The organism is Paenibacillus sp. J22FR83 (assembly GCF_059691955.1).
In genome coordinates this window covers 172,261-187,259 of sequence record NZ_JCAUAM010000015.1, presented here as the reverse complement: position 1 = coordinate 187,259, position 14,999 = coordinate 172,261, and the positions used below count along the sequence as shown (strand labels likewise).

The 14,999-nt window shown below is 47.7% G+C and carries 6 protein-coding genes; all 6 read left to right on the top strand.

The annotated features are described in order from the left end of the window. The first annotated feature begins 31 nt into the window (after positions 1–31). The 6 genes from AC58PV_RS25640 to AC58PV_RS25615 all read left to right on the top strand — a co-directional run bounded on the left by AC58PV_RS25640 (position 32) and on the right by AC58PV_RS25615 (position 14,989). Complete coding sequence (locus AC58PV_RS25640; RefSeq protein WP_497435443.1) at positions 32–6,643, top strand: S-layer homology domain-containing protein; 6,612 nt, start codon at positions 32–34, stop codon at positions 6,641–6,643. Between the two features lie 558 nt (positions 6,644–7,201). Continuing rightward, positions 7,202–8,779 (top strand): extracellular solute-binding protein, encoded by a 1,578-nt coding sequence (locus AC58PV_RS25635; RefSeq protein ID WP_497435442.1) that lies wholly within the window; start codon positions 7,202–7,204, stop codon positions 8,777–8,779. Positions 8,780–8,956: 177 nt separating this feature from the next. Then, the gene (locus AC58PV_RS25630; protein ID WP_497435440.1) at positions 8,957–9,919 is read left to right on the top strand and encodes a Gfo/Idh/MocA family protein; all 963 of its coding nucleotides are present in this window, start codon (positions 8,957–8,959) and stop codon (positions 9,917–9,919) included. Between the two features lie 18 nt (positions 9,920–9,937). Then, positions 9,938–12,058: a glycoside hydrolase family 31 protein gene (locus AC58PV_RS25625; protein WP_497435439.1), complete on the top strand. Its 2,121-nt coding sequence runs from the start codon at positions 9,938–9,940 to the stop codon at positions 12,056–12,058. A 79-nt stretch (positions 12,059–12,137) separates the two neighbouring features. Beyond that, positions 12,138–13,157, top strand: coding sequence for a response regulator transcription factor (locus tag AC58PV_RS25620; RefSeq protein ID WP_497435437.1), 1,020 nt, complete (start codon positions 12,138–12,140; stop codon positions 13,155–13,157). After that, positions 13,154–14,989, top strand: a complete 1,836-nt coding sequence (locus tag AC58PV_RS25615; protein WP_497435436.1) for a cache domain-containing sensor histidine kinase — start codon at positions 13,154–13,156, stop codon at positions 14,987–14,989. Before AC58PV_RS25620 ends, AC58PV_RS25615 begins: the two co-directional genes overlap by 4 nt. Positions 14,990–14,999 lie beyond the last annotated feature (10 nt).

Below are 14,999 nucleotides of genomic sequence, written 5' to 3'. Positions count from 1 at the left end.
TAGGTGTAACTGACGCTAAGGAGGCTTATGAATGTTCAGTAGGATGTTGAAGCAACGCGTACTTAAAAAAGCCGTAAGTATCATGCTCTCATTGTCACTTGTTCTTACATGGATTAATATGAATCCCATCGTAGAGGTTCATGCAGCGGAGGAAAACAACTTGGGCGTTTTGGACATACACGTGAATAAGCCAGTACATGCCGTAGTCGATCTTGATCAGGCAACAATAGACATATCCTTGCCCTACGGCACGATCTATCAAATGTTGAATGTGACCACAAACGGTGCAAACGCCGTTCTGTACAGAAGTGACGAAACAACGGTAATCCCTTTTGCAGCCAGCGGTATTAACAAGGGCGATGCGAAAATGGACCAATTTTCATCAAGCGGTACTACGACCTATGATTTGGTAGTAACGGATAGCCAGAATAGCTCCAATTCTAAAACATACAAGATTACGGTAAAGGTAGATACGGCAGTACCTTCAATAAGTGGCCCAATGGGGCCTAACGATACCTATTCGCCGCTGAATATTCAGGGGGGTGAATCTGCTTGGGATGTGATTGGCGCCTCCAAAATTGGCAATGGCAGTGGTACGGGTTCGATCGAGGGCCCTACGAGCCCCTCTTCTTATAGCGGGAAATCATGGACGGAATCGGTATACGACCGTACAGGGGATTATCCAGCGGCTTCGACTGTGAATGAGGCATGGTTGGGAGACAATATGTATCTGCAGACGATCGGGCGAAATGATTTGAATGCGCTTACGAAATATGGCATTGCTGGCGTACCGGGTACGTCCAAGCTCAATTCGGACATTTTGCGTTTTCATGAATTTAAACCTTTTGTTACACCAGAAGGTGTAAGTCGGGACGACGGTGATCGTGGAGCTGTGGGAAGTGATCGTCAGCGGTTGGAAATTAAGAGCAATACAAGCGCAGCCAATATCAATGCCAACAGTGTAGGCGGCGATATTATGACCCATCACTGGCGACTGATGCTTCCCTCGGAAACGTTACGGTTCCAACAAGATGTTGGGGATAAAAAGGCAGGCGACTTTATTGATCCCCACCGGTTCTGGCATATCTTCCAATTGAAAGAAATAGCAGGAAACGCGGCTGGGCAGCCTGTGACTACGTTGACGTTGGTTTCGAGCGGTGGTAAAGGGCAGCTCGAGTTCAGGAACAATCCAGATGGCAGTTACGCGGATCGCATTAAGCCATTGTTCACGATTCCTTTCGATAAGGTTGCGGATCGCTGGTTGGATTTTGAAGTCACGATATTAACGGCTGATAAGGGCTACTTATACGGTAAGTTAGTTGATTTGGAGTCTGGTGAAGTGTTGTTCGAAGGCGGGATGACAGCGGAGACCTCGAGACGTCCAGAAGTGAGTAATCCGGTTACAGGGAGGCTTGAACGAACTGATTTACCTCTTGAAGCGGGGCAGCAAAACCGTTCCAAATGGGGACTTTATCGAGGGCTGTACAATAGTCCAGCTGATGCAGCTTATGCCGATGAATGGCAAGCAGCAACCATGTATCTGTCTGACATTTACTTGATTAAAAGGGATGAAGACAGCTATGTTTTCCCAGACGGCTGGAATCCTAATGTTCAAACCAAGGATGTTGTGGCATGGGCAAGACCGGCAGCGATATCAGCTTCCCAAGGTACGGCATTTGGCAGTTTAACCTTACCATCCAAATTGGACGTCACCCTCAGTACGGGGAAAATAGAACAGGTGAACGTTTCCTGGAGTTCAGCTGGTTATAACCCTGATCATACAGGCGTGAATCTGATTGTTGGTGAATTTAACGATCCAAGTATTACGAATTCAACCCAAATTCAGCCTAAAATTGAGGTAAATCTCTCCAGTTATAAGAACTGGGCGGTAGCTCCAGGGGCGACAATTAAGGTTGTGTCTAGCTCTAGCAACAGCAAGGGCAACTTTATTGATGATAATGCAACGACCGCCTGGCAAGCGAATAGCTCGCTGACCAAAATAGACGGTTATCAATACTGGGCAGCCATCCAGCTGGAGAAGAAAATAGATGTGAGCAAGATACAAGTCGAGTGGACGAGTAATAGTAAGTTTTTGAAAAACTATCAACTATACTACGCGAATGACGCAGCAGCCTATAATGAACTTAAAGAAGGAAATGCCTTATCCGCAACTTCGGACGCGACGCGTAAGCCGCTGGAGACGGCGAATGGTTCCCTATGGCAACCAATTGCTGGCGCGGGGAAAACGACACAACTAGATAATAACGAAAAAGCCAATCATGCGTTGGCTGCACCGATTGCAGCGCAATACCTATTGCTAGTCGCTGATGTCACACTGGATAACAGTGCTGGCGGCATCAAAGGGAATGTATTCAATGTTTTCGGTGAACCTTCAGCAACGGATGTTCCAGTGATTCCGGCAGCTTCTGTGAACCTGTTAGATCCATCGAGATTTACACCGCAAGCAGGTGTTAATCTCAAGGTGAACTCGGAGGGGGCTGACCATCCTGGCGTAGATGCACTGCGTACCGGTGGCAGTGGGTACTGGCGCAATGCAAATGCCAACGTGTATAAGGCGGATTATTCGCCATCCTCACTGGCATTAAGCCTTGATTTAGGCGCTCCTAAAACGATTGATAAACTGTACCTTGAAATTCCGAACACGATCGCTAATCTCCAAAGTAATGCAACGAGATTTGAAGTTTATTACACGAATAACCCTGCTTCATGGGCAAGTGCGCCCTCGGCTGCTGATGGGGCCAATCTATATGATTGGAAGGCAAACGGCTGGTCGTTAGCTGGCGGTACAGAAACGGAAGGTTTATGGTCGTATGTGACGTATAGTGGACAGCAGTGGGGTTATGATACGAAGACGTTTTTGTATCCGTTTACAGCTCGTTATGTCATGATAAACACCGTGCTGGTTGGTCCTAGCGATAAGCGTGCGAATGATGCCAATTCCATGATGGGACTATCCGCTTTGGCAATTTACGGGAAAGATGTCGTAGTGAATGCAACTGCGTTAGTGCCGGCAAAGGATACCTATAGTACATGGGATCAGACTGCACCTGTATCGACAACGATGAACCTCGGTGGGAAAGTGCTTACGAGCCTTACGAAGGGTGATCATACACTAGTACGAAATACGGATTACATCTTATCCGGTAATAAGGTTACCTTCACGCAGGCATACCTTGCCAAATTACCATTGGGTACGAATGAATTCATGTTCCATTTTGACAGTGGCGCCCCTTCGCTATTTGCACTCGATGTCATTGCCCGTGGTTATGGTGCCAATGATAAGACAATTAAAATGAACGCTATCGAAGGCGTATCTCCTTACAATGTGTTAGGCGGGGCGATGGGAACCGACGAACCTGTAGAAGGGGTTACGAAGAGAATAAGAGATGCTTACCACGCATTCTACGGTAATCAACCTCGCGCAACAGCGGCAGATGATCATATCACGAGTGTGTGGGATAGCACTTTGCAAAAGAATGTGTTCAAAATCTTTGAATACGGCCGAGGACTGAACAATGAGTTCTTGGAGAAGACGCGTGATGGTGAGTATGGTCATAAAGGTGTATTTGACCCGAGTGTAGGCTATGTAGTTGATGGCGCTGCAACAACGGATAGGCAACGCGTTGAAATTCGCCCAAGCGAAGATTCAACGAACGATTTTGTAGCGTACGAAGGTGATTTGGTTTCCTATGAATGGTTATGGAATATTCCGGATGGGATTCAGTGGAATCAGCCAAACTTCAGGCATCTCTTTCAGTTGAAGGCTACGAATCGCCAATTGGCTGATACATTACCGGGCGGCAACAATGGTGGAGAGAACGGCGCTTATATCATTGCGATGTCCATCTCTGGAACGACGAACCGCGATCTAGTGGTCAATCATAATCGTTATGATGGCGATAAAACTTTGATGCGAATCCCAATGAAAGAAATTGATGGACACTGGATTAAAGTTCAGCTACAAGCGCACATTTCGGACAGTGGCTGGATCACTGTGAAGATTACAGATCAAGTAACAGGCAAGATATATACCTTTGACAGTCCGGATGTGTACCAAGTATTCGGTAATCAAGGTACGGGTGACGGAGTCAAGGACCTTTGGCGAAGACCGGAGCGAGCGGGCGGCTTTGAGACGGAGTATCCAGCTGCATTCGATCAATATTTGCGTCCGAAGTGGGGGATCTACCGGAGCTCTGCTAACGGTACCAACTCGGCATATGACGCTTCACTGGGGTTATCGGACATTACCATAAGTAAGGTGGCAACAGGGTTGTCGTCTGTCAATCTGGCTCTGAATAAGAAAGCGTACAATGTTGGACCGACAGTTGACGCTAATCCGATTCAGCTGCAATCTGTTACGGCTAATGCTTACGGAAATGCCAATAAATTGACCAATGGTGTATTGCAAGACCCGACCAAATGGACGGTAACGAACGTTACCGATTTGAATCAAATCGGCAATTATTCATGGTTGGGTACCGACGGGGAGCGCAAGGGCAGCTTTGTAATTGACCTTGGGCAGGCGATGGATTTTAGCCAACTTAGATTATTTGCCAAATCCACGAGGTTAAAAGGAGCGACTGTGTCTGTATCTACGGATATGGGCGATCATTCATCAGCGGCAGACTTTAATAATATGGCTTTTCAACAAGTAGATAAACAGACAGCCTTAGGTTATACGTATGAGACTGGTAATAGGGATGGCGGCACGGATTCAGCAGATAGCTCGCATCCCATTGACCTAGGTAAGACTTATCATGCCAGATATATTAAAGTCGTGGTGGAAAATGCTTCTGGTGGTCATGCAGGTACAGATCTTACTGGACCGCCACGTCTGACCCAAGTACAAGTGTTTAATGCGCCGCTTCCGCCGCAGCATTTGAAGATGGAAGCTGGTAGTTCCTATTCAGGTAACCTGTTAAAGTGGGATGCCAATGCCTTAAGTGAAGGGTACACAGTGTACAACGAGACAACCGTATTGGCTGAGCTGCCAGCTGGCGTAACCAGCTACCTGTTACCGAGCAGCCTGTCCGATTTCTCCAAAGTGAGTGTAAGGTCCAAAGGAACCGACCCGTATTCACGGAAGTTTATGATTTCGGCACCGACGTTGCTTAACCTATCAACGGGAGCGGATATCGTAGGAATTACACCGATTAACATCACAACGATTGTAGGAATCCCGCCTGTCTTTCCGACGGTAGTCACAGCGGTCTATAGTGACAACACAACGGGACAGCGAGGGGTCATCTGGGATCCTATTGTCGCCTCACAATATGCGGTTGCAGGAAGCTTTAGCGTACAAGGAACGGTCACTGGGGTAACTTATAAGGCTTTGGCAAATATTACAGTTACAACGCGCACGCCGGATCCGGGGCCGAGTACAGGTACAGGAAGTGGCCCTGGTGCTGGAACTGATACAAGTTCAAGTTCAGGAACAACGGGGATCATCGATCTCGCTAAAGATGCCAAAGTAACCAAAGAAACAACGGCGGATGGAAAGTCGGTTACCAAAGTCACCATAGTTGCGGAAAAGTTGGAGAAAGCATCTGCGAATCCCATTGTTGTGATCGAAGTGAAGGACAGTACATCCATTGTAAATGTGGAGCTGCCTGGCCAAGCAATCCTGAATGCAATCAACAAGCAAGCTGGTGCGGTGATTCAGATTAAAGCGAATGGTGCGATATATGAGCTGCCCGTACAAGTGTTTAAGGATATAGCGAAGGATTCTACAATAAGCGTTGTGATTTCAAAAGTTTCCGGCAAAGTCGGAGATGACGTCAACGCTGCGGTCAATAAACTGAACGCAAAGCAAGTGGTTGCGAACCCGATTGATTTTACAATCACGGTGAATGGGAAAGAATGGAGTGACTTTGGCGGCGTATATGTGAACCGCACCCTCAACTTGGGTACATGGACAGGTGATCCTGGCAAGGTTACAGCGGTTTGGATCGATGCGAACATGGGGATCCATTTCGTACCAGCCTTGATTACGACGAAGAACGGAACATCTGATGCGACGATTCGCTCGCCGCACAACAGCATGTACACGATTATTCAATCCAATCAATCGTTTGCGGATTTAGTTGGGCATTGGGCCAAAGCGGATGTCGAGCTATTGGCGAATAAATGGATTCTTAACGGAGTAACAGATCAGAAGTTCGCACCAGATGCGCAAGTGACGCGTGCTGAGTTTGCGGCGATGGTAGTTCGGTCGCTCGGACTCTCCGAGAAGAAAGCAGACGCTTTCCGTGATGTGCAGCCGAGCGACTGGTTCGCTAGAGCTGTTAATACGGCCTATCAAGCTGGCTTGATCAACGGCTATGAGGATGGTACCTTTAGACCTAACGCAATCATCACTCGCGAACAAATGGTGGCGATAATGATGCGTGCAATGAAAGTTGGCGGTAAGGAAGTCCAAGCCGGCAGCGCTGCTGCTTTAGATCGCTTCACCGACCGCGCAACGATTGGTGAATGGTCGAAGATAGCCGTCGCACAGGCGATGGCTGCTGGTCTTGTTCAAGGCGTGTCAGACAATGTCTTCGCACCGACGGAGCCTGCAACACGCGCACAAGCTGCGACAATGCTGAAGCGCATGCTGCAATCCCTTCAATTTATTAATTGATGGAGGCCAAGACCGCCATGCCGATCGCCGACAGCACGCTAGCGCACAAAAAATGTGCGCAAGGGGAGGATCCCGGCCGGCGATAGCACGCTAGCGCACAAATAATGTGCGCAAGGGGAGGAACCCGGCCGGCGGTAGCACGCTAGCGCACAAAAATTGTGCGCAAGGGGAGGAACCCGGCCGGCGGTAGCACGCTAGCGCACAAAAATTGTGCGCAAGGGGAGGAACCCGGCCGGCGATAGCACGCTAGCGCACAAATAATGTGCGCAAGGGAGGATCCCGGCCGCCGATAGCACGCTAGCGCACAAAAAATGTGCGCAAGGGGAGGAACCCGGCCGGCGGTAGCACGCTAGCGCACAAAAATTGTGCGCAAGGGGAGGATCCCGGCCGGCGATAGCACGCTAGCGCACAAATAATGTGCGCAAGCAGGCCTATCCTCAATCGTATAAAATCACATAGCGTCTTAAATTTATACATTCTGAAATTAGATCGTAATCGTTATGATAATCACAGCAAGGCGGAACCGCTTACAAGATAATAAGAAAGAAGGGGTTTTCAATGAAAAAAACACTCGGTCTTAGTCTAGCCGTGATGATGGCGGCAACCGCATTAACGGCATGTTCTTCCGATGGCAAAGTAGCTGGCACCGCCGCACCACAACCATCAGGTAACGTAAAGGCAGCACCAGTTAAGTTCTCATTGCTTTTTCCAACGACGGTTAGCACAGGCTACCACACCCGAATTCCTGATTTAAACAAGGACAAGTGGGTCTTGAAGTTGGAGGAAATGACGAATACGGACTTGGATGTACGGGTAGTAGAGGATGCCAAATTCGGAGTCATGTTCGCAAGTAACGATATTCCCGATGTCGTCGGCAGTATCGGGGGTCCAGGAAGTAAATCGATGTCCGGGTCAGTTGAGAACGGAGTGTTCATGCCGCTGGATGATCTGCTCAAGCAGTATGGTCCTAATTTAATGAAAAATGTACCGAAAGCAGCGTGGGAGAGTGTTTCGTACAATGGCAAGATTTATGGGATTCCCGAATTCTTGAGCAATCCTTCTCGCCGTGCTACTTACATTCGTACCGATTTGCTAGCGAAGACGGGACTTCAAGCTCCCAAAACGGTAGAAGAGTTTCTGAATGTACTACGTGAGTTCAAGAAGCTAGGCGTCGAGAGTCCGTATCAAATGAGGGAAAACTTCAAGTATGCCGACGTCCTTCTAGGCGCATACGATGTATTGCCGTATAAGGATCAATTTGAACTCGTAGACGGTCAAGTCGTACCGAAGTTCTTCGATTCAGAGAATGTGCAGAAAGCTCTAACTGCTTATAAAACGATGTATGAGGAAGGCTTGATTCCGAAGGAATTCGCCACTATTTCGGCTACGGATTATAACAAAAGTCTAGATGCGGGGAAAGCAGGAATCTGGTCCCAGAATGCGTCCGGATTGCCCGGGGCCAAAACCAAGCTAAGAGCACTCAACCCGGATTTTAAAGCAGATATCATCCCCTCCCCGAAAGGGCAGGAAGGCAAAGGCGGTTATTTCCTCTATTCCCCAGTTGTAAGGACGTTCTATATTAATAAAAATGTGAAGCAAGACACAGCTGCCGGCATAATCAAAATGTTCGATTGGATGATGACATCCAAAGATGCAGAAACATTCTTTACCTTCGGGATCGAAGGTGATACCTACACCAAGGACAGCAGTGGTGCAATCAACTATAAATTCCCTGTAACCAAAGAGGATATTGATGAAGAAGGGTTCCGCAGTGGGACGCTTTGGGCGGTACATGATTCTACCTACAATAAACCAAGATTACAACTCAATGATGATGGAAAAACGACCTTGAAAGCGTTCGACGAAGTCCTATCGAAAGAAGGTTTACCTGGTATCGGGTTCTATCCAGATTTGAGCAGCTTCGCTAAATTCCCAGACCTTGCTGCTCCGCAACCTGACGTAGGTCCGAAAATCATCGTCGATCACATGATCAAAATGATTTATGGCAAAGAGCCAATCTCCGACTGGCCGAAGGTTATCGAAGAGTATAAAGCCAAAGGCGGCACCGAAATTATTAAAGAAGCGACGGACCGTTGGAACAAGAAGCAAGGCGCAATTATGATTGATATGAAATAAAGAATGTTCTCAAGAGGCATCCCTTCCCAGTGTAATTGGTGGAGGGTTGTCTTTTTAATGCGAAAATCGTAAAAAAACACATACTGCCGTAAGTTTATACGTTTTTCTCAGATGGATAATTTCCTATAATGAAGGCAATAGAATTCCAAGGTAGTCCAAAGGGGGCATTTTTAATAGATGAAAGCGATATTGGTTGGTCTAGGTTCAGCCGGATTCAGTTGGTATAAACGTCTAAGAGATCAAGGATTATTAGCAGCCGTTGTTGAGGTTGATCCTACGATGAAAGCGAAAATGCAGGATGATCCGTTCCCTTTTTACACGTCATTAGAAGAAGCTTTGCAGAACGAGCAAGTTGATTTTCTAGTTAATGTTACTTCTCCCATGATGCACACCGTTGTAAACAACGCGGCATTTGACCGTAAATTGGCCGTATTGTGCGAGAAACCGATTTCCTTTGATTATGAGGAATCCATAGAGGTCGTAGCTCGAGCAGCTAGAGAAAAGATCCCTTTTATGATCGCAGAAAATTACCGTAGGATGCCTTATATTCGCAAAACGAAGCAGCTATTGGACGAAGGTGTCATAGGCCGTATTTCGTCAATGGATATTCAGTTCTACAGATACCATCATGTCGAGAGAAGATATACGGTTAGTATTCTAGATGACATTGGGGTACATCACATGGATATGATCCGGTATTTCACCGGCAGAGAAGGAAAGGCAGTCCAATCGAAACTGTATAATCCAATCGGTGCTTGGCAAGAGGAAGGAGCTGTCATTAATGCGTATGCTTTCTATGAAATGGAAGATGGCATCACAGTGGCTTACAACGCATCCATTTCGGCGAGAGGGACGGAGACGCCATGGAGCGGCAATTGGCGAATCGAAGGAACGGAAGGCGCTATCGAAGTCGTGAATAAGGAAATCCGTCTCATTCGAGACGGCCATGTCACAGTCGTTGATGATCTAAGCGGTGTTGATGAGACGGACACGCTGGCTGAGTTCTTGACTTCACTCCGTGAAGGACGCGAAGCGGAAACGAGCGGCAGGGATTATTTGAAAACCCAAGCGCTAGTTCATTATACGAAGCTGGCTGATACGTCCGGCAGGACGATGTCCATTGAGATTCCAACACTATAGAGGATTGGGGAAATCAGCATGCAGACAACGAATTGGGAACAAACAGCACCAGGGGTATGGCGTCTTACGATAGGAGACCCGCAGGGGATGACGCCGCTCTCTTTGATGGGCAATTTACCGAAAACAGAAGCATTAGAACGGATGCCGCAGGTGAATCCCCCTTTTTCGAGAGAGAATATTGATATTGAAGATCTGGGCGACTATCACATCCTATCGATCCCGCTGAATCGAACAGAGAAGCTTTATGGGACAGGTCTGCAATTATTAAGAATGAATCAACGCGGAAGAAACCGGTATTTGCGAGTGAATAGCGATCCTAAGCAAGATACAGGGGAGACGCATGCGCCAGTACCTTTCTATATCAGCGATCTCGGGTATGGCGTGTTAGTGGATACTTCACGAATTGTTACCATGTACTGCGGATCGACAGTGAGACAAGAGGAAACCGTAGATGAGGATATACGTGATCGCAACACCGATAAGGGATGGAAAGCGACTCTAGTCGCATCGCGCGTGGAGATCAAGCTTCCTAAAGAAGGTGCACACATTTATATGTTCGGTGGACCGACTCTCGCGGATGTTGTGGCTAGGTATAATTTATTTGGCGGTGGAGGTGCATTGCCTCCGAAATGGGGACTTGGCTTCTGGCACCGTGTTCCGACGCTGTATACGGACGAGCAAGTGCTCGAAGAAGCGGAGCAGTTCCGCCAGCACGATATGCCCTGCGATGCGATTGGTTTAGAGCCTGGTTGGCATAGCCAAAGCTACCCCGTCAGTTACGAATGGGAGCAGAGTCGCTTTCCTGAACCTGAACAATTCGTGAAGGAATTGAACGATAAAGGTTTTCGTGTGAACCTGTGGGAGCATCCCTTCGTGTCGCCGAAGAGTGCCCTGTACGAGGAATTGAAGCCATTATCGGGAAGTCACTCGGTATGGGGAGGGCTTGCACCAGATTACTCCTTGCCAGAAGCAGTGGCGCTCTATAAGAAGCAGCATGAAGATCAGCATGTGGCTATTGGGGTATCCGGTTACAAGCTGGATGAGTGTGATGGCAGCGACTTGACCAATAACTCCTGGATGTTTCCAGGGCATGCCCAGTTCCCATCCGGCCTGGATGGTGAGCAGATGAGACAGATGTATGGGCTCATGTTCCAAAAGATGACGACAGAGCTATTCCGCCATCATAATCGGCGAACTTATGGACTTGTTAGAGCTTCCAATGCCGGGGCTTCCTCCATGCCTTATGTCTTGTATTCCGATCTGTATGATCATAAGCAATTCATTCGCGGTGTCTGCAACGCCTCTTTCAGTGGCTTGCTGTGGACACCGGAAGTGAGAAGAGCTAGGAATGCCGAGGACTGGGTAAGGCGGATGCAAACGGTCTGTTTTTCACCACTGGCGATGCTTAATGCTTGGGGAGATGGCACGAAACCGTGGTCATTCCCAGAGGTAGAGGATACGGTTCGCCACTATATCAAGCTGCGGATGAGACTGCTGCCATATATATACACGGCATTCGCGGCTTACCAAGAGAAGGGGATTCCTCCTTTCCGCGCTATGCCGTTCGTGATGTACCCGGCAGAAATTGCTGCAGCAGAGGCCCTAGAAGCTGAGGCGGTTCAGTCTACCTTGAACACGACAGACGGCGCATATGGCAAGAAAAAGGTGAGAGAATGGGACGACCAATACATGGTCGGCGACGCCCTGTTAGTTGCTCCACTTGTCGAGGGAGAAACGGAGCGAGAAGTCCTGCTCCCTTCAGGCATCTGGTATGGTTTGGAGACAGGCGAACGATACGAAGGGGGACGTATCATTCGGATTCAATGCGGATTGGAACGCATTCCCGTATTCGTTCGGAACGGCGCAGTCATCCCGATGATGCCTGCTCTGCCTCATATCCCGCCCATGGGCACACAAGTACCGCTTGAGATCATTCATTTCGGTGATGAAGCAGGTGAAGGTCAAGTGTACGACGATGATGGGGAAACGTTTGATTATGAGGCCGGTGTGTGTGGCTTATGGACGGCAAAAGTTACCCGCAATGGGGATGGCACCTACCAAGGGCAACTCATCGGATCTACTGAGAAGCCGCAAGCCTACAGTGCTGTCACATGGCGCTTCGCACAAACGCGATTGTAATCCCTTCCGTTGAAGAACCTATTACGGTGAGTTATCATAATTGGATATTGATTCGGAGTCATGAGGGGGAGATCTGGACATGCATGTATTGATTGTAGACGATGAACCGATCATTCGCAGAGGAATCGTTAAGATGGCGGAAATGTACCAACCCGCTTTCTCGCGAATTCAGACAGCTGAGAATGGCGTGGATGCGTTGGAACGCATTCGTGCTTGTGAGCCTGATCTTGTGTTGATGGACGTTCGCATGCCGAAAATGGACGGATTGGAGCTCTGCAGAATCATTCATGAGGAATTCCCTCAGATCAAGACGGTTGTGATATCTGGTTACAGCGACTTTGAATATGCACAAAAAAGTATGAACTACGGTGTTCGTCATTATCTATTGAAACCAGTTACCACCGCGGATGTGCACGAGATGTTAAATCAGCTAATTAAAGAGCCTTCACGCGGCTATATGCCGCCTTCTCGTTATATTGCGTGGATCGACCAGATGGAGGAGCATATATGGGCTTTGCAAATGGAGGAATTAGACAGTCTGATGATCCGTTGGCGCGACTATTGTCTATCCGTGAATCTCTCGTTGGCTGGACTGAAGGAGCTATTGGACGATTGCCATGTACTGCTAATCAAACGCTTTCAAGCCCGTAACTACTCCCCCTCCCTTCTACAGTCGCATATGCAGGCAGATAGTGTGAAGGAAGCTTTAGACTCATTCAGTAAAGGTTTGATTCAAATGGCGAAGGGACTGCAAAATGTGCGAAGCGGGAGCTTCAAAGATCCGATGGAAGAGGCCAAAAGCTATATTGACAGCAGGTTATCCGAGGATATTACGTTAGATCAAGTTGCGGCTATGGTTGGTTTGACACCGACGTATTTTAGTTCGCTTTTTAAAAAAGTAACGCAAGAGACCTTTGTTCAGTATCGGATTAACAAAAGAATGATGAAGGCGAAGGAAATGTTGGCCATTCCCTATGTCCGAATCGTGGATGTAGCCATCGATGTTGGGTATGATGATTACCCGCATTTTACGAAAACCTTCAAGAAAATTGTCGGTGTATCCCCCTCGGAATATCGTGCGGGGCTTGGTATCAAATGAAAATTAGAGGACTAACGAAGAAGATATTCGTGTATTTCTTAATCGTTATTATTCTCTCTCTTAGCAGTGTCGGCATCTTCTCCTACATGACTTCTTCGGGTGAGTTAACCGAAATGGTGGAGAATCAAATGAACCAAATCGTCGGCAATGCGGTTCATCATACGGATCTCTATTTGAAAGATTATGAACGCTCGATTGTGTCCCTTTTGACGAACAGACAGGTGATGGAATTCATTGATCTGAAGGCCGATCGGGAGGAATATGACTACTATATTGCACGTAAAACGATTCGCGAAACGAGCGTTGATCCGCTCTTTATTCGTAATCCGAAGTTGGCTTCGGTGTATGTGCTTAGCGATGAACTGAATGCGGTCTATTATTATAACGGTGTGGGCGAACAATCTTTTAATGCGGAGGACAAGCGCAAACAACGAGAATATTTTCTCGCGAATACCGCGGCTGACGGGAAATTAAGTATTTTGAACCATACCATTATTGAAGGTCAAGAGAACCAAATGCTTACACTCGTTCGCCGGTTTCGAGGGTTCACCTCGCCTGAACTGAGTGGCATACTTGCCATTGAGATGCGATCCGCTGATTTGTCAGCCCTATGGAAAGGCATTGATTTAGGTAAGTATGGGTACCTTTTCATCATTGATAATAAAGGTCGATATATCTACCATCCCGATGGGGATAAAGTTGGGTCCGATGTCCCTAGAGCTTTTGTCGATAAGATGGAAAAGGCTGGAACGTCTTCCTTCATTGATAATAGTGAGGGTGATGAGCGCATGTATGTGAGTCGAAGGTCCGATTATTCGGATTGGCAGCTCGTTGTTTCGATGCCGCTGCGTGAACTGCGGAAACCTCTGATGAACATTCGTTCGACAACGTTAATTGTCGGTTTATTTACGTTGATGTTAGCGATTGGACTTGCGTACCGATTCGGTAAATCGATTACGAAGCCGATTCAAGTGTTGAAAAGTGGGATGAGAGAGACGGAGAAAGGGAATTGGGCGACGATTCCGCTCCCCCCGCATAAGGATGAGATTGTTGAGCTGATGGTTCGCTATAATTTGATGGTTAAGCGGCTATCCGAAGCTGTTGACCGTGTAGTTCAGGTGGAAATCAGCAATTCGGAGATCCGCATGGAGCGTCAGCGAGCGGAGTTCCAATCCTTGCAGCTGCAGATCAATCCGCATTTTATGTACAACACGCTAGAGACGATTGTTTGCTATGCGACGATTCAAGAGTCAGAGGAAATATCGGAGATTGTGAAGGCATTGGCTTACATGCTGCGATACTCCGTTCAAACGAATCTCGAAGAGATTACGGTTGCTAACGAATTAAAGCATGTTTTGTATTATATTGTGGTGTTGAAGCACAGAATCGGCCGTGATTTCGAAATTGATGTGGCGATTAAACCGGAGTATCTCCTTCATGTCATGGTTCGTTTGACCCTCCAGCCATTGGTAGAAAATGTGTTTCAACATGCCTTTCCTGACGGGTTGGAAGATTATCACTTCGTTCGTATTGATGGCGGTGTAGCTGACGGGATTTTCTGGGTTAGCGTCGAGGATAATGGTTCAGGGATGACGGAGGCGAAGTTAGCGCAGCTCCAAGAGAAGCTAAGTGCCAACCGGTTAGCAGATACGGAAACCGATGAAGCGGGCAAAAAGGGCGGCATTGGTGTATTGAATGTCCATCGCCGCATCCAAATGGTTTATGGGGAAAGTTATGGCCTGAGGATTGAAAGTGTAGCTGAGCAAGGAACGAAAATGATTATGGTGATGCCAGCATCGCCTACACAGCGCAATAAGCCAAATATGGGATAGGGGGGCGTAT